Origin of the sequence: Krasilnikovia sp. MM14-A1004, assembly GCF_047159485.1 — a bacterium.
Lineage (GTDB): Bacteria > Actinomycetota > Actinomycetes > Mycobacteriales > Micromonosporaceae > Actinoplanes.
This window is the reverse complement of sequence record NZ_AP038773.1, coordinates 4,639,264-4,655,635: the sequence shown is the minus strand read 5'-3', so window position 1 is coordinate 4,655,635 and position 16,372 is coordinate 4,639,264. Positions and strand designations below refer to the sequence as shown.

The following is a 16,372-nucleotide window of genomic DNA, read 5'->3' as shown; positions in this document are numbered from 1 at the left end:
GTCAGAGTTCCAGTCCGGCGATGAACCGTGCCAGGGCGCGGAGCCCGTTGCCGGTCTCCGGGCCGATGGACGACGAGGCGAGGAAGTAGCCGAATGCCGCGCAGATGGCGGCCTGCCAGAGCGGCAGTCGGGCGTACCGCCACAGTAGGTAGACGAAGCTGCCGAGCAGGACGACGGCGGAGACGGCGATCGTCATGCGGCCCCGCCGTCCTGGTCGCGGTTGCGCCGGGAGCGGCGTGTACGGATCGCTCGATCCGCGCCGCTGTGACCACCGCGGGCCTGGTGCCGGCGATTCTAGCGCACTCGGGCGCTGCACTTGCGGCACAGGGTCGGGTGTCCAGATCCGAGCTGCGCGCCGCACGGGCAGGTCGGGACCTCGTTCGAAAATTGCTGGGTGTCCATGGCTGGTCTCCTCTCGGTTCGGCGATGCGTGGTCCGCATCGACGCCACTGAGAGTGCGATCAGAGGACGGGACGTGATCAGGTCGTGGCTGGACGTGTCCGAGACGTCGGGCCTAGGGTGGTCAAGCTGCCGGGACGTCCTGACGGGAAGACGATGCCGAACGAGCGACTACGCACCGCAATGTTGGAACGAGGGCTCACCCCGTCCAGCCTGGCGGAAGCGCTCAACGTGGACCCGAAGAGCGTCGAGCGGTGGATCAATGGGCGCACGCCGTACCGGCGCCACCGGTACCAGGTCGCCGCGCACCTCGGAGTAGACGAGGTCTACCTGTGGCCCGACGCGCTCAGCCCTGATCAGGTGGCCAGCGCCAGCGAGAGCGAGATCATCAACATCTATCCGCACCGCTGGACCGTCCCGTCCGAGGTGTGGCGCCACATGTTCGATCAGGCCGAGCAGGAGATTGGAGTCCTGGTCTACAGCGGGTTGTTCCTCTCCGAGGATGCGGGCGTCCGGCGCATATTCCGGCAGAAGGCCGAGGCCGGGGTACGCGTCCGCATCCTTCTCGGCGACCCGGACAGTGAGGCCGTCGCGCAGCGCGGCGCCGACGAGGGGGTGGACGACGTCCAGGCGGGAAAGATCAGAAATGCCCTCGTGATGTACCGGCCGCTGCGCGAGGTCGACGGTATCGAGTTCCGGTTGCACCGCACGGTGCTGTACAACTCGATCTACCGCGCCGACGATCAGCTCCTCGTGAACACCCACATTTACAGCTTCAGCGCCGCTCAGGCTCCCGTGCTTCACCTGCGCCGGGTTGCCGGTGGTGGCATGGTTACGACGTACCTGGACAGCTTCGAGCGGGTGTGGGACAACGCCACGCCGTTGACATGAGGTGCCATGACACGGCGCATCGACTTCTATGACGACCCGGCCGCGCCGCGCGCGACGTCGCTGGTGCCATCGGTCAACGTGGTCGTCACCAATGGCGCTGGCGAGATCCTTCTGATCCGGCGTTCGGACAACGGCAACTGGGCGCTTCCGGGCGGCGCGATGGACCTCGGCGAGTCTCTACCGGACGCGGCGGTGCGCGAGACCGTCGAGGAGACCGGGATCGACGTCGAGATAACCGGGCTGATCGGGATCTTCACCGATCCCCGCCACGTCATCCTCTACACCAGCAACGGCGAGGTGCGGCAGGAGTTCTCCGTCGTCTTCGCTGCGCGGCCGGTCGGCGGTACGCCGAAGACCAGCTCGGAGAGCACTGATGTCCGGTGGACGCCCGTACCAGAAATCGCTGCTCTACCAATGGACCGATCGATGCGCATGCGGCTCGACCACTTCCTGAGCGCGCCGCAGGACATACATCTTGGATAGCGACTGGCTCAGCGCGTTCGCGGATGTCTTCTCGGCCGTTGGCACTGTGGGCGCGTTCCTGGTCGGTTTTCTGCTGCTGCGGCGTGAGCACCGCCGAGAGGCCGACCGGGCCGACGACGAACGGCGAGCACATGCGGCGCGGATCAGCGCATGGGTGGAACTCATCCGGAAGGTCGACGGCGGTCGTGAGCTGGCGTTCCACATCCACAACGCGAGCGACATGCCGATCTACGAGGTCGAACTGCCGATGCCGACCCGCGACGGGGAGGAACCGGGCTCGGAGTTCGTCGGTCTCGTTCCGCCCGGCCGGACCGTTCAGCGAGCCGCACCGCAGGACTGGCTACGGACGTACGTGGAGCCCGAACCCGTGGAGATCGAGTTCCTGGACAGCGCCGGTCGGCGCTGGAGCCGCGACGAACAGGGGTCACTGTCTCGCGCTGACGCTCAGCCGCCTGTCACCAGCGCGGACACCCGCTGAACCGATCCAATAATCAGCGGGCTTGCCTCGCGGATCGACTCCGCAACTAGGTCGCCCTCGCCGTACCGGGCAAGGATCTCGGCAAGGCGCCTATGCACCTCGACCGGCTCGCCGTCAGGGGTGGTCGTCATGTCTGCGTACGTGAGCGCATCGGACAACAGGCCCTCGACGGGCGGAAATTCACTCGCGAGTTCGTCGGACAGACCCCGGTGTCGAGCCTCAATGAACGCGCACGAGTGGTTGGCAACGAGTCGGCAGACGATCTTGTCGGTGTCGGCAACATCGCGCAAATAGCGGGCGCCGTCGAGTTGATGCATGCCGGTGACGACGAGATCCGGCGCGTAGCCTATGTCGTGAAGCCAGGCCGCGGACACCAGCGGCGAAGCGTAGTTGCCAACTAGGTTCGCGACTGACTCGGCCTTGCGGCCCACACCTTGACTGTGCGACCACCGGCGGGGGATCGACTCTGCCAGCAACAGGCGCGCGAGGTCGCGGGCGCGTTCGACCTGATCCACGTGGGCAGACTAACGAACGTCCGTTGCTCTCGCTGATCGCTGCTGGTAGCCGTCGTCCTCCGTTACCCGGCGCAGTCCCGAGCGACGTCGCCACGCAGACGTGCAGCGAGCCGATCTGCCACGGATGGTTGCACGTCGCCGATGCGCACCACCGCGAGACCTTGCCGGCCGATCGCGTCGTGAAGTGCCGGAAAATCGTGGCCAACGTCGAAGCCGGCATCTTCGAGCGCCAGGGCCAGGCGGTCGGCAGACGTTCTAGCAGCGGCTTCCCAGGCGCGGTCGTCGTTCGGCATCGTTGTTGGTCCGCTCCCTCTCGTTGTTGATGATCCCCAAGCCTCTACGAGATGTGACGGAATGTGAACCACAGGGTGAGGACGTCTTGGGACTCCTTGGCTAGGATGGCGTTCTCGCCAGCGATCGGAGTCGTTGCGTGAACCACCCACTTGCTCGTGCGCTGCACAGCGCAGGAATCAACGCGGTCGACGTTGCGGCGCGCCTCGGTGTCGACCCGAAGACCGTGCAGCGTTGGATCAATGGCCGCATGCCGTACCCCCGGCATCGTGGGGCGCTGGCCGACCTGACCGGCTGGTCATCGCACGACCTGTGGCCCGACCTGCCCCGACCGGCCGAACCGGCGACCGAGGCCGATGAGATTCGGATCGTTTACCCCCATCGATCGGCGGTGCCGACCGACGCGTGGTCACGGCTGTTCGCCCAGGCTGATAAAGAGATCAACATCCTTGCCTACAGCGCGCTCTTTCTCGCCGAGGACTGTGTCGCGTCGGCCCTCTTACGTGAGAAATCAATGGGTCATGTGCGAGTTCGAATCGCTCTCGGCGATCCCAACGGCGTCCACGTCGCAGAACGGGGAGTCGATGAACGGATCGGAGCAGGCATGAGCGCGCGCATTCGTACCGCGCTGGTCGGGTTTCATCCCATCGTCGAGGCTGGCGCCCAGCTGCGCCTTCATGACACGGTGCTCTACAACTCGATCTACCGCGCCGATGACGAGCTGCTTGTCAATACGCATGTGCTTGGCCGTCCCGGCGCCCATGCCCCGGTCTTACACCTGAAGAGTCTCCACGCCGACGGCATGGTGGCGACCTATCTGGCATCCTTCGAACGGGTCTGGTCCAGATCAGAACCGGCACCGGCAGATCTCAGATGATCACTGTGCGTAGCGCCGTGAACTCACAGCTCAGGGTTGCTGCTCAATCCCTGACTGTGGCAGGTGGTGGACGGCGGCGACGCGGATTTGGGCGAAGCGTTCCTCGCCCTCGACTCCCTGAGGCCATAAGGGAATGCCATCAACCGCGACCCACGGTTCATCGGCCAGGATTACCACACCATGCACCCTGGTAATGCGCAGCGTCAGGCAGCCGAGGCCGTAACAGTAGTCGTCCTCGGCCACGCGAACGACGTCGCCGACCTTGACAGGCACGAGTCTGGTCACCTCGGGCCGTCCTCGGTAGCGGCGGTCCGGAGGTCGACCAGGGGCGCCGCCAGCCTGCCGGCGTAGATCAGTCTCTCGGCGGCTGATCGCCAGTCCTCACATCTGAACATCCTGCAGATCAGGCACGCGCCGATAATCGGATCGTCGGCGTGCGTCGCAACAACGTGGCGGTAGTAGGCAGCCAAATGGTCCGATAGCGACGTGTCCTCGCCCTCGTACGGTTTCGGGATCATCCAGCACCCCCTTCATTGGTTACAGCCCGGCCGCCTGGAGGCGACTGTCACGGACGGCCGGGGCCCTGCATGGCGGGCCGCCGGTGTGAGCGAGGCCCCTGCCAACAGGGTTCTCCGCAATGTTCTAGGACGGGACCGCCTCTTAACGGACGTCCTGTTACGTCTTGTCGTCCCGGGCACCAGTTCGGGCGTGACTCCACAACAGATCACGGTTGGCTACCCGTCACTCAATATCACCATCGTCAAAGGCGCGACGATCCGGCATGGTCGAGACGACGGGTTATCGGCCTGGTTAGCATAGGTGTCTAAGAATTGACGCATTAACGGAGTATGACAATGACCGATCAGAGCGAGGGCGGTCCCACAATGGCTCCCCCTGCGTACGAGTCAACTGGCCAGCGCTTTGGATCGAATGTCGTTGTCGGCTCCGCTTATCAGTGTCGGAACAAAGTGCGGAACGACGTGAAATCGATATAGTCACTATGCCGTCATGCCAGCGCATGACTGTGCGCCAACGACTATCAGAACGGTACATCCAGTTTGCCGCAGTCCGGGCAGGACCACGTCAGTGCCTTTGCCTTGAAGGAGAATTTGGCATGTCCGCGGTGCTTGAGAACATCACCAGCAATGTCCTTAAGCCTGCAATCCCAGCAGGTCCATGTGAGGGATGCTGGGTAGAACCCGAATATTCGATGATTCACATGTTGTGTTGCCAAGTCAGCCGTCGAGTTGCTCCACGGTGCTGCGCTCTCAGGTAGCTCCGATTCGGCGGCTGCAGTGGAACTGGTGAGGGTGGGGGCGGGCGGTGGGGCGGTGTCGGCCGCGAGACCCTTTAGGGTGTCGGACATCGCCAAGGCGGACGCAAGGAGGCCATCGAAATCTTTGAAATCCTTGCGGTTCCGAACGACACATTGGTATGAGTGCTCCGCCCGCGGAAAGGGCCTGACGCCATCGGCCTCGCTGCCGACTCTCAACTCGAACATGAATAGTCCTATTTTTACCGTCCTGACGATCTCGACCCCCGGTGGCGCATTGACCTTCAACTCGTTCAGGTGTTCGTAGGCCTCACCGATCGCCTGGCGAAAATCGGCAATCTCGTGTAGCGGTATCGTTGCATACCCGTCTCGATAGCGGCGGTCAGGCCCAGGAAACGTCCAGGTTAGCCCGGGGCTCCACCCACCGATCCGCAAGGTGGCTTCATACCTACCCTGCTGTACTGTGGTTCTCAACTCGTCCACTACCGTTACCAGCCTTAAAGTCCATTTCTGGAGACCAATTTTCGACGGCTCACTAACGGGCGATCTTGACAATCGCGCCGATCCGCGCGCGGATCTGGCTTCCGAGTCGGCTGAAGCCGAGCTCTCGGGATGCCTCGCGGATCAGCTCGTCCTCGGTTCTCAGAGCACCGTCGGACGTGATCCATTGGACGAGCGCCAGAAGTGCGGCGTCGGAATAGTCCCTGATTTGGAGACCGCGCGGGACAGGTGGCCTCGGGCCTCGCTCGGGCGTTCGCGTTGCGGCGCCCATGGACTCGTCGGCGTCCGTTGGCGTGTCGGCGTGGCTTGCGTTTGATGGCGCCTCGTCTGCGGCGCGGACCGCGGCGTCGTAGGCGGCCCGAACCTTGTCGAGTTCGGCTTGAGGGTGGTTGAACCAGTCGGTGGACCAGATTCGGTGGAATCGCCAGCCGAGTCGTTCGAGGTGGTCTTGGCGGAGTCGGTCGCGGGCTCTGGCGGTTTCGGCGGAGTGGTAGGTGGCGCCGTCGGCTTCGATGGCGAGGATCATGCGTCCGGGTTGGGTGGGGTGTTTGGCGGCGAAGTCGATGCGGTACCCGCCGACGCCCCATTGGCATACGACATCGATGCCTGCGGCGACGAGTCGGTCACGGACGGAGATTTCGAACGGGTTGAGTGCGGGGGTGTCGCGTAGCTTTCCGTCGAGATCTTGGCCGCCGCTCGCGGCGTATCGCAGGTAGCTGGCGAGCGCGCGGGCTCCGTCGGTGTTGAGCTTGGACGGATCTAGGTCGTTGGGGGAGAAGGAGGCGACGACGGCCATGCGGTGTTTGGCTCGGGTAACGGCGACGTTGAGGCGGCGTTCCCCGCCGGCGAGGTTGATGGGACCGAATCGGCGTTGAAGACGGCCGTTGACCTTGCCGAAGCCTACGGACAGGATGATCGCGTCCCGTTCGTCGCCTTGGACGCGTTCGAGGTTCTTGATGAAGTATGGCTCGGTGCGTTGCTCGTCGAAGTAGTTCTGCAGTGACGGGTCGCTGCGCAGTCGCTGGGTGAGCGCGGCCTCGATGCGGTCGGCGTGCTTGGCACTGAGCGCGATGACGCCGAGCGACTCGTCAGAGCGCTGCTGGACGTGTTCGATCATGAGGTCGACGACGCGGTCGACTTCGGCCGCTGTCGCCCGCTCGGAGGTGCCGCTGCCGCCGGCGGTGCTGTCGCCGATGACCTCCGTGAAGGTCAGTGGCGGCTCGACGGCGGTGCCGGGGAAGGTCGTGATGCGGTTGTCGTAGAAGTGGGCGTTGGAGAACTCGATGAGTCGGGGGTCGGCACTTCGGTAGTGCCATCCCAGGTAGTACTCGTGGGCGAGTGATTGTCCGAGGGCGCGGTTGAACGCGTCGAGGACGGACTCGACATCCTCGGTGAGCAGGTCGTCTTCGTCGGCGTCGCTGTCGTCGGTGAGTTCGTCGCGTTCTTCGAAGAAGCGGCTCGGTGGCAGCTGGCGGGAGTCGCCCGCGACCACGGCTTGGTTCGCGCGGGCCAGTGACGGCATCGCCTCGGCGGGTTGGACCTGGCTGGCCTCGTCGAAGATGACGACGTCGAAGAGCTGTTGTGGCGGCAGCATCTGGGAGACCATGAGCGGCGACATCGCCCAGCACGGCTTGGCGGCCAACAGGACGTCTGGGGCGGCGGCGAGCAGGTCGCGGATCGGCTTGAGCTTGCGCTTGCGGCCGAGTTCCTTGTCGAGGAACTGGTCCTGGTTGGGGTAGTGGGTTCGGGTGGCGGTGAGCCGCTCGGCGGTGATGCGGGCCACACGGCGGGCGGTCGTTTGGATGTGGCCGCGGTCGGCTTCGGCAAATTCGGCCGCGACATGGGTGTGGTGGCGTCCGTCGAACGTGGCCAGGTGCGGATCGCTTGCTCGGGCGTGGTCGAGTACCGATCCGTTCCAGGCGTGGTTGAGAGCGGCCACCGCCCACGCGTGGCTGTGGCCAGCTTCCCAGTCGGCGGCGTTGTCGGTGAACCAGGCCAGTAGTTCGCCGAATCCGGCCCGGCGTAGCTCGGTGAGAAGTTCCTTGACTTCAACGGCCCTGGCCGGCGCCGTCGGGTCGGCCGCCAGTTTCGCCAGCTGCGCCGCGGCGTCATCCCACGAGACTCGCGACAGGTCGCGGCCCATCACGGCGACCAACCGGGCCAACAGGTCGGTGGCGTGCGCGAGCTCGGCGCGGGCTTGGCCCAGATCCGATACGGCGGGCACTCGCTGGCCCGTGAGCTGCTGCCACTCGCCGCACAAGGCCAAAACGTTGGCGAGGTCGGCATGAAGGTCGCCGGCAGGGGTGGTTCGTAGCCGACCGGCTTCCTTGCAGCGCCGTCGGCGCTCCCAGAACCCCATCGAGGAGCCGACACGGCGGCGGAATGCCTTGTTCCCGGTAGCAGCCAACAGCAGGTGCAGGTCCTGCTCGTACACCTCCGGCCGCCAGCGGGCGGCCACGTCGGCTACTCGCGCGCACAACTGGATCGCCGCGTTCGCCTCGGCAGATGTGGACGGCTGCGGCAGGCCGGCGGCCCGGGTGAGCGCGGCGGCCTCGCGTCGCAGGTCCGCCAGCGCTAGACGAAGCAGGCGGACGTCGTCGAGCGCCCGGGTGCCCTCCTCCCTCGTGTTGATGTTGGCGGTGGCCCACGGGCCCTGCGCGTCGGCTGGCCTAAGGCCACCGATATCGGCTAGCCGGGCCACTCGTTCGCGGGCGGCTGCCAGAAGGTCGCCGTGCAGTGCCCGCAGGTGCTGGTGGGGTACTCGTGCCGGGGTGCGGGCGGGCTCCGGCGTGCCCAACATGGATGCCTGCGCGTCGAAGACCGACACTCCCCACGGCTGCATCGGCGTGTGCATCACTCGGGGATGGTGCGACATCGTCTTGCGAGCGCGGGACAACTGCGCATGTTGGGCCTGAGCATCGATCGGCGGCACCCGCCGGGAATCGGCGATCGCATCCCGGAACTGCTGGTACGCCGCGCCGCGGTTGGCCGTCGTGAGGTGCAGGTCCAACGTGAGCCCACCGAGGCCAACGCGATCCAGCCGGTTCAGCACCGCCTCGATGGCGGCGCGCTTCTCCGCCACGAACAGGACCTTCTTGCCCCGGGCGGTGAGGCTGCTGATCAGATTGCTGATCGTTTGTGACTTGCCGGTGCCCGGCGGGCCTTGGACCACCAGGTTTCGGCCTGCCACGGCGGCGTTGATGACATAGTGCTGCGACGGGTCTGCGTCCAGGACGAGGAACTCATCCTGCGGCGGCGCGAGGTCCGGTTGATCTCGCGTGACCTCACCCACGGGCTGGCGGAGCGCCGTGACGGCGTCGGTGTCCCCGGCTATCGCCGCGAACAGGTCGCTGGCCGCGAAGAGTCCCGCGTTATCGGTCAGGTCCTGGTACATCGCCTGTTTGGCGTAGTGAAAGGTGCCGATCAAGTTTCCCGGCTCGATGCCGAACCCCGGCACCTGGGCGAACTCGATGCGGAGTCGGTCCAGGGCGTCCTCAATGCCGGCCGGGTCATCGACGGCGTCGTTGAGTTCGTCGACCAACTCCGGATCCAGCTTCACGCCGAAGGTGACAGCGAGGTAGTTCAACAGGACCGGATTGATTTCGAGGTCCGGGTCGGCGGTCAGTTCCAGGTCCTCGACACCGATCGCCGACTTCGTGATCTGGATGTCCCGCAACAGCACCGGCGCCCGCGCCGCCCGATCCTTCGAGTCGGTCCACGTGGCGAACCCGCGCACGAGGCGGCCGACACGCACACCGCGTTCCTCGTCGTACTCCTTGATCCTCTTCCGGATCCGCTCCGCAGCCTTGAATGCCGCCTGCTGGCCCCCGTCGTCAACAAACAACTCACGGAGGCGCACCGGCTGCGCTCGCAGGAGCCGGTCACGCGCATCCTGTGCGGCATCCGCCAGGAGCAGCTTTCCGCGGTCCTTGCAGAAGATCATTTCGTTGCGACCGCTACGGTCGATCAGCTGATCCGCCCACACCTTCGCGGCCCGCAACACTGCAAGCCGTCGACCGTCGGAGACGAAAGGCGCAGCCCTGGCGTCTTCGGGCATTCGTGAGGTGGTCACCATCACATATTCGAACACGCTGCGCCATCGCCGACGTAAGTTGCGGAGATCACCGCCAGCCTGATAGGGAGCGCTGCAGAACCAGGCTGGTCGGTCCCGGATAGCCGGCATGATCTCGCTGATCAAGTCCCAGGTCGGATCCAAGAGCGTTTCGCACGGGAAATCGTGAACGGGATTTGCCCGCTCCTAAAGTCAAGGGCAAGATCATCGCGGACGTCTGCGCCATGCAGATCAGCGACCTCGCCACCCGGGGTCCATGTGGTGCGTAACTGGGTCGTGGTGGGTCGAGAACTGCATGACCTCACGGCCGCTCAGGCCACGTTATCTACTGCCATGCATCGGTGAACCAGATCCCGGTGGAATCAGCTGTCGAGCACATGAGGATATCAATCGACTTCGCCGACTAGGGAGGCAAAGCGAACGCGATCTTGCAGGAGGGCAGTCGCGCCAGACAGGTCGGCGAGCCGAGCTGCGACAGTGGCGCTGGCAAGCCGAGGCGGTAGGGCCGCGCTGAACTTCAGTCCTTCCAGCGCCCTCTCACTGACGTCCGGAAGGCACAGCCGCTGCCCGGCATCGGCCACCATCGCGCGCCATTCCGACGGCGTGACGTTCTCGCGGAGCCTGATTTGCAGGTCGTCGAAGCGCTGCGCCGGGTCGACCGCCTCACTAAGCGAAGCGGCTAGTGTGGCGTTTGCTCGGAATCCAGCCCAGGTCCACCACCGCAGGTCGCCTTGGCGGTCGCGAACGATAAGGTTCCCGCCGGGATGAACGAGGGACGATCGTTCTTCGCGCTCAATCGTTAGTCGGTGTTTCGCCCTATCGGTGAGCTGTACCGGGGGATCGGCACCGAGCAGCACCTCGCGCATGGCCCTGGTGAGCGTGAAGCTCAATCCCGCCCAGCCTTGCTGCAACCAGCGGGCCTTGCCGCCGCCGTCGGCGGGTTCGACAAAGCAGCGTCGCCGCCGCCAGTCGATGTACGTGACTCGCCAGCTCCGTCCGCCGAGCAGCAGCCGTCGATCTCCGTGAACCTCCTCGGTCAGCAGGCTCGGGTCGATTCTGCCGAGTTCGGCGCGGCCATGCAGGACGGTGAACTCGGGCGGCCCGGTGAACACGGCGGTCAGTTCCATGAAGTGCCGGCGCCCAAATGCCTTCTCGGCCTGCGGCCCGATGAACAGCATGCCGCCGTCACTGTCCAGGTAGCCCTGCTGGACAAGGAAACGCACGATCGGCTCGGCGCTGCTGCCGAAGGGTCCCAGGTCGTTCCACCAATGGCGCCAGAGTTGATCTCCCACACGGTGCTCTTGGAGGCACAGCGCGAGTATCTGCTGAGCGACGATGTGACGTGGTTCGGGCGGGGCGACGACCGGTTCCACCCAGCCTTTCCCCCAGAGCACGAGCAGCGCCGCCGCCTCGATGAGGGCATCTCCGTTGCGGGCGAGGAATAGGCAGTTTCGGGTTGCTCCTGGGCGTCGGCCGGTGCGCCCGAGACGTTGGAGGAACGAGGCGACCGTGGAAGGTGCGTCGATTTGGATGACGCGGTCAAGGTCGCCGACGTCGATGCCAAGTTCGAGAGTGCTGGTCGACACGATCACGCAATCGCGCGCCTCGGCGAAGGCATCTTCGGAGCGTCGGCGTTCGTCAGCTGACAGTGAAGCGTGCGAGAGGAATGTGGTGATGCCGCGTTCACGGAGAAGCTGGCCGAGTTCTTCGACGGTCTGTCGGGATTCGCAGAAGACGAGACGTTTCTCGCCGGCATGCAGGGCGGTGATGACCGTGGCGGCATTGGTCAGGGAGCCAACGTAGTCGAGCTCGATGTCGCCCGGAGGAGGAGTCAGCGGGCCTGAGGCCAGCACCAGATCCGACGACCCTTCTGACGGAGCTTCTCCGACCTCCGTCTCACCCAACCGTGCTGCGAGAGGTAAGCCGGGAGCCACGATCCGGGCGGGACTGCTGCCAGCTTCGGAGCCCTGCAGCCAGGTCAGCAGCTGCTCCGGGTTACCGACGGTGGCGGACAGCCCGATCCGCTGCAGCGGCCGGCCGATGAAATGAGTGAGCCGTTCCAGCACGGCGAGCAGATGCCAGCCTCGGTCATCGCCCGCGAATGCATGTACCTCGTCCACCACGACGACGCGCAGATCTTCGAGGAACTGCCGGTGGTCGACATTCGTGCTGACCAGCATCGACTCCAGCGACTCGGGCGTGGTCAGCAAGATGTCGGGGCGCCCGGACAGGATGGCTTGACGACGCGAGGCGGCCACGTCGCCGTGCCAGAGGGCGACGCGTCGGCCAAGCCAGTCGGCGTAGCGCTCCAGCCGCGGCAGCAAGTTGTTCAGCAGCGCCTTCAGCGGGCACAGGTAGAGCACGGATGTGCCGGTCCAGCGCTCCTCTCCCATCCTTGACAGGACGGGAAACACCGCTGCTTCGGTCTTGCCACCGGCGGTGGGTGCGAGCAGGAGCGCGTCCTGCCCGGCGAGCAGGGGCTCGATCGCTGCTCGCTGCAACGGCCGCAGGTCCGGCCAACCGAGCGAGTTGACGATGTGGTGCACCAGCACCGGCGACAGCTCGTTCACACCGAGATGTCCACATCACCGGCAGATCCCGGAGATACCCCGGCCGCGTTGCGCTCGACGTCGGTCAGCTCGTCCGCTTGCAGCGTCAACTCGTACCGTTGCCGGGGATCCCAGTCCTCGAATTGGTCGACTCGGTCGAGGACGTCGGCCACCAGCTTCTTTAGGTACACCCGGGGAGCGATACCGACTTGCCCGCCAAGCTTGCCCGTCACGGCGCTGGCCAGCTGCCGGAGGTAGGCGTCATCGATCCGGGTGGTGACCTGATCACTGCCGTAGATGTCTCGGGCCCGAATGCCGAGCTCCACCAGCGCGTCGACGGAGAAGCCCGCCAGCCGCAGCTGGACGGCCCGCGGATTGTCGAATCGCGGGTCGGCTTCGAAGTGGGTAGCGAGCCGCTGCGCCAAGGGCGAGAGTCGCTGCGTTCCCTGCGGCCCGTCGAAGAACGCCGGTGTCCCGGTGATGACCAGGAATAGGCCAGGAAATCGCCCGGCATAGATTTCATCGACCAGCTGGCGCAGCGCGTTCAGGGCCTTGTCTCGGGCATCCGAGCGGACCCGTTGTAGGGTCTCGACCTCATCGAGCACGAGTAGCAGCCCTGGATGGCCGCTATCTCGAAGCACGGTGAGTAAACCTTGCAGGAAGCTCAGCGCCCCGAAATGGTCGAGGTCGCCGCGCACCCCGGCACCCCGGCGCACGCTGGCCGCGACGTGTGGCTGCCCGCCCAGCCAGGCGGCCAACCCATCGGCCGCGGCATGGTCTCCGGCCGTGTTCGCGGCCCGGTAGCCGCGTAGCGCTGCGGCGAAGCCAGGAGTGGACCGGGAAATGTCCGCGAGCCGCCGCTCCAGCAGTTCACCGACTGTACGATCCAAACCCTCTGCGTCATGCTCGGCCACCGCGCCACCAGCCAGCACATCCTCCTCGAGGGCGAAGATCCACCCATCGAGTACAGGACGCAGCGCGCTGGGCGGAAACTGCTCTGTCGAAAGGTGCTCGACTAGCCGGCGGTAGACGGTCTCCATCCGGTGTAGCGGGGTTTCCAGTTCGGAGATCTGCACCTCCGACGCGGCGAAACCCCGTCGCTTAGCCCGCTCGGCAAGCCACCGGGTGAAGAAAGTCTTGCCTGCGCCGTACTCGCCCCGGACCGCCTTGAACACGCTGCCGCCGCCGGCCACGCGGTCCAGGTCGTCGTCCAGGGCGGCGACGAAGCGGTCCAGGCCGACCGCGAGCGCGTCGAGCCCGTTGGTGGGTACGACCCCCCGACGCAACGCGTCGATGATGTCCCGGCGCCGTCGGGCGGAGATGTCGGCGCTCACGGCTGCAGCTCGAACTGTTCGATTAGCAGCGGCACATCAAGCTTCGCAGTCTGGCCGTCCGGGTCGATGGTCAACACCGGATAGCCCTCGACCTGCAGGAGTTTGCGCAGAGCGGTGATGACCCCAACGATGCGGTGCGCAGGGATGCCCGCCCCTGCGGCGAGACCGTCCAGGCTGGCCCGGCCGCCACCGGCCAGCAGCGCACCGACAAGGGCGGCGACCCGTTCGTCAGGCAGAGGTGCGCGGGTGCCCCTTCGTTGCCGGTAGGCGTCGCTGGCCAGCAGCGCATCCGCCAGCGTTGACTGCGCGGGGTCACGGTGCGGCGCGGCCTGCGTGGGGGAGGCCGCGGCCGGACTCGGAAGTTCGAAAAGGCCCTCGGTCTGCGCTGGCTTGCTGCGCGGTCGCTTGCCCGCGGTGGTGGTGTCGGCGCGGGCCGCCGCATCGCGAGGCGGCGTGGCGCTGCCCGGTTCCGGTGAGGTGGTGGGCTCGCGCCACCACGCCGGGCCGGCCACCGGCGCGCCAGCCCAGCCAGGAACCGCCGTCTCCTCGCCCGCACTGAACAGCAACAGGGGGATGACGGCCTCGGCCGGCGCCGCGCCTCCGTGGTAGCCGGCCTTGCGGGGACCGTAGCGAATCTCCTCGCGCCAGGGCAGCACGACCGTGCCCCCACCCGCGGCGACCCGAGACCCACGGACTAGGATCTCACCGTCGCCGGTAGGCACCTCCGCCGTCCGCCAGCGGTTCTTCTTCTCGGGACTGGGCCGGAAGTCGGCTTCCGGCCCGCGGTCGATCACGTGACCGTGGTCGGAGAGAACGACGACTACGCGGTCCTGGGCGAGGCTGAGCAAATCCCGTACGGAGAGAATGTTCTCCGTTCCCCACACGGCCGTTCCGGGTTCGCTGCGGTCGAGCGCGTCGTCGATGGTGTTGACCACAGCGGCGACCAGTTGCTGGTTCGGGTTGTCGAGTGCGGCAAGCACATCCGGTTCGAAGGAGGCACCGGCGCCTGCCCGCAGCGCCGCCTTGTGCAACAGGACAGCGCCGGGAAAGCGAGCTTGGAAGCCCGCCTGTTCGGCTGGCTGCTGTCCGACGGCGATGCGCCCGCTGAACAGCGAGCAGCGGCTGATCTCAGTCAAGGTTGGCAGCGCGGCGAGCACGCCGGTACGTGGTCCGCCATCAGGGGTCAGCTCCAACCAGGCACCCGATCGGGTGACCGATTCGGCCAGCTCGGTGGCGGCCGCCACGCTCATCCCATCCATGACCAGAAGCAGTACCCGCCGCCCGGCATCCACGATCGGCCGGACCACCCGCTCCAACACGTCCTCGACCCGCAGCATGGCGCCGGGCGCCGCCTCGGCCTCCGTGGCCGCCACCAGCAGCTCGGCGAAACGCTGGTCGTGCCGCGACCGGCGGGCGTCGACGGCGCGATGCAGCAGGTGGTAGGCCTCGGCGACCTGTTGATCGGGGTCACCGGCGAAGACGTCCAGCCGGGCGCGGTCCACCCATCCGTCCTCGCGTACGTGGCGGTGCAACGCGTCGAGCAGCGTCGCGGCCGGAGGGCCGTCCGGTGTGGAGAGCCAGCGCAGCAGCCGGACTGCCATGGTGGCCGTTTCCATCCGACGCGCGTCGCCACCCCGGTGCCCGGCCAGGCGGTTTACCGCGGCCTGGGCCTCGGCAACCGCCACGGTATCGGCCGGACCAGGCCCCGGGACGGCGAGCCGCACTGCGGTGGCGACGTCGCGCAGGCGCTGCAGGAATCCGGCGGGGAGGAGGTTGCTGGCGCTGAGCAGGCTGGTGGCGTCGATCTCGGCAGCGATAGCCTCGGCGCGGGTGAGCATCCGGTGACCGTCCGCTCGGTCCTGCGGGTCACCGGAGCCGAAGACGCGATCGACCCACGCCTCCGCGGCCGCCGAGAAGGCGGTCGCTTCGGCGTCGGAGATCCGGACGCCGCCGAAACGGGGCTCCAACCTTGCCTGGGCGACGGCGATCTCAGTGGCCCGGGGACCGCCCGTCGGCGTCGGCCACAACATCCCGGCCAGCAGACCCAGCGGCACGGCGTCCACACCGTGGCCGGCGCGAGCGGCGGTCAAAACAGGCCGGGCAGCCGCGCCGGCGACCTCGGTGAGGAAGCCGGTGAGCCCGTCGATGATCTCGGCGGACACCTTATTCAACCGCAGGACCGCGGTGGCATCCGTGCTCCATTGGACCAGGCCGGCACTGTCGATCTGATCCCGGCCGATGCCGAGCAGCTCGGCAGCCAGGCAGCGCAGGGCGTGTTCGCGGGTGAGCACCGTGCCGGTGGTTGCGGGCCAGCCGGCTGTCGGGGCGAAGTCCGTGAGCGCGTTTGCCACCCAGCGGCCCATCCGGACCAGGGTCGGATCCACGTCCTGCGCGCCGAACAGGTGCGCGGCGACCTCCCACGGGTCGACGGTACGGACGGTCTGCCGGCTCAGGTGAGCGAGCAGGCCGTCGCCCAGTTCGGCGTCGGTCAGCTCGGTCAGCAACACAAGCCGTTCGGCGTCGGTGCGCTCGTGCAGGGCCGCGCGGGCGGCTAGCGGGGTCGGGCAGGGGACCACCCGCACCGTGGCGGAGGCGATCGGCAGTACCGTGTCCTCGGCGGGCCATTCCGGGCGTGCGCGAAGCGCGATCGCTGGGGTGCCGTCGTCCTCAGCGAGCCAGTCCTCCACCTTGCGCCGGATGGAGGCCGGT

At 66.7% G+C, this 16,372-nt stretch carries 14 protein-coding genes; 4 read left to right on the top strand and 10 right to left on the bottom strand.

What is annotated here, in order from left to right; genetic code table 11:
- Position 1 precedes the first annotated feature (1 nt).
- The gene (locus tag ACMCNN_RS19840; protein WP_412742015.1) at positions 2-196 is read right to left on the bottom strand and encodes a hypothetical protein; all 195 of its coding nucleotides are present in this window, start codon (positions 194-196) and stop codon (positions 2-4) included.
- A 386-nt stretch (positions 197-582) separates the two neighbouring features.
- Between ACMCNN_RS19840 and ACMCNN_RS19835 the strand changes: the two genes are divergently transcribed.
- From ACMCNN_RS19835 to ACMCNN_RS19825, 3 genes are read left to right on the top strand one after another with little or no spacing between them, the layout of a single operon-like run.
- On the top strand, positions 583-1,290 hold the full coding sequence (locus tag ACMCNN_RS19835; RefSeq protein WP_412742014.1) for a helix-turn-helix domain-containing protein: 708 nt from the start codon (positions 583-585) through the stop codon (positions 1,288-1,290).
- 6 nt (positions 1,291-1,296) lie between these two features.
- Positions 1,297-1,773: an NUDIX domain-containing protein gene (locus ACMCNN_RS19830; protein WP_412742013.1), complete on the top strand. Its 477-nt coding sequence runs from the start codon at positions 1,297-1,299 to the stop codon at positions 1,771-1,773.
- The gene (locus ACMCNN_RS19825; protein WP_412742012.1) at positions 1,766-2,251 is read left to right on the top strand and encodes a hypothetical protein; all 486 of its coding nucleotides are present in this window, start codon (positions 1,766-1,768) and stop codon (positions 2,249-2,251) included. The genes ACMCNN_RS19830 and ACMCNN_RS19825 overlap by 8 nt, the downstream gene beginning before the upstream one ends.
- Here the strand turns inward: ACMCNN_RS19825 and ACMCNN_RS19820 are convergent.
- Together ACMCNN_RS19820 and ACMCNN_RS19815 are read right to left on the bottom strand one after the other, a co-directional pair.
- A complete protein-coding gene (locus ACMCNN_RS19820; RefSeq protein WP_412742011.1) occupies positions 2,218-2,766 on the bottom strand; it encodes an HD domain-containing protein in 549 nt (182 codons plus the stop codon). The genes ACMCNN_RS19825 and ACMCNN_RS19820 overlap by 34 nt on opposite strands.
- A gap of 62 nt (positions 2,767-2,828) precedes the next feature.
- Entirely contained in the window at positions 2,829-3,059 is a 231-nt protein-coding gene (locus tag ACMCNN_RS19815; protein WP_412742010.1) for a hypothetical protein, read from the bottom strand.
- A 137-nt stretch (positions 3,060-3,196) separates the two neighbouring features.
- Between ACMCNN_RS19815 and ACMCNN_RS19810 the strand changes: the two genes are divergently transcribed.
- A complete protein-coding gene (locus ACMCNN_RS19810) occupies positions 3,197-3,934 on the top strand; it encodes an XRE family transcriptional regulator (RefSeq protein WP_412742009.1) in 738 nt (245 codons plus the stop codon).
- 30 nt (positions 3,935-3,964) lie between these two features.
- On the opposite strand, the gene ACMCNN_RS19805 is transcribed toward ACMCNN_RS19810, so the two are convergent.
- From ACMCNN_RS19805 to pglZ, 7 genes are all read right to left on the bottom strand, one after another.
- Positions 3,965-4,207 (bottom strand): hypothetical protein, encoded by a 243-nt coding sequence (locus tag ACMCNN_RS19805; protein ID WP_412742008.1) that lies wholly within the window; start codon positions 4,205-4,207, stop codon positions 3,965-3,967.
- A gap of 8 nt (positions 4,208-4,215) precedes the next feature.
- Positions 4,216-4,452: a hypothetical protein gene (locus ACMCNN_RS19800; protein ID WP_412742007.1), complete on the bottom strand. Its 237-nt coding sequence runs from the start codon at positions 4,450-4,452 to the stop codon at positions 4,216-4,218.
- Positions 4,453-4,973: 521 nt separating this feature from the next.
- On the bottom strand, positions 4,974-5,690 hold the full coding sequence (locus ACMCNN_RS19795; RefSeq protein WP_412742006.1) for a hypothetical protein: 717 nt from the start codon (positions 5,688-5,690) through the stop codon (positions 4,974-4,976).
- 52 nt (positions 5,691-5,742) lie between these two features.
- Positions 5,743-9,906, bottom strand: coding sequence for an AAA domain-containing protein (locus ACMCNN_RS19790; RefSeq protein ID WP_412742005.1), 4,164 nt, complete (start codon positions 9,904-9,906; stop codon positions 5,743-5,745).
- A gap of 260 nt (positions 9,907-10,166) precedes the next feature.
- The gene (locus tag ACMCNN_RS19785; protein ID WP_412742004.1) at positions 10,167-12,350 is read right to left on the bottom strand and encodes a DEAD/DEAH box helicase; all 2,184 of its coding nucleotides are present in this window, start codon (positions 12,348-12,350) and stop codon (positions 10,167-10,169) included.
- Entirely contained in the window at positions 12,347-13,663 is a 1,317-nt protein-coding gene (gene brxD / locus ACMCNN_RS19780) for a BREX system ATP-binding protein BrxD (protein WP_412742003.1), read from the bottom strand. The genes ACMCNN_RS19785 and brxD overlap by 4 nt, the downstream gene beginning before the upstream one ends.
- The gene (gene pglZ / locus ACMCNN_RS19775; RefSeq protein ID WP_412747213.1) at positions 13,660-16,350 is read right to left on the bottom strand and encodes a BREX-2 system phosphatase PglZ; all 2,691 of its coding nucleotides are present in this window, start codon (positions 16,348-16,350) and stop codon (positions 13,660-13,662) included. Before pglZ ends, brxD begins: the two co-directional genes overlap by 4 nt.
- Between the last annotated feature and the right edge of the window lie 22 nt (positions 16,351-16,372).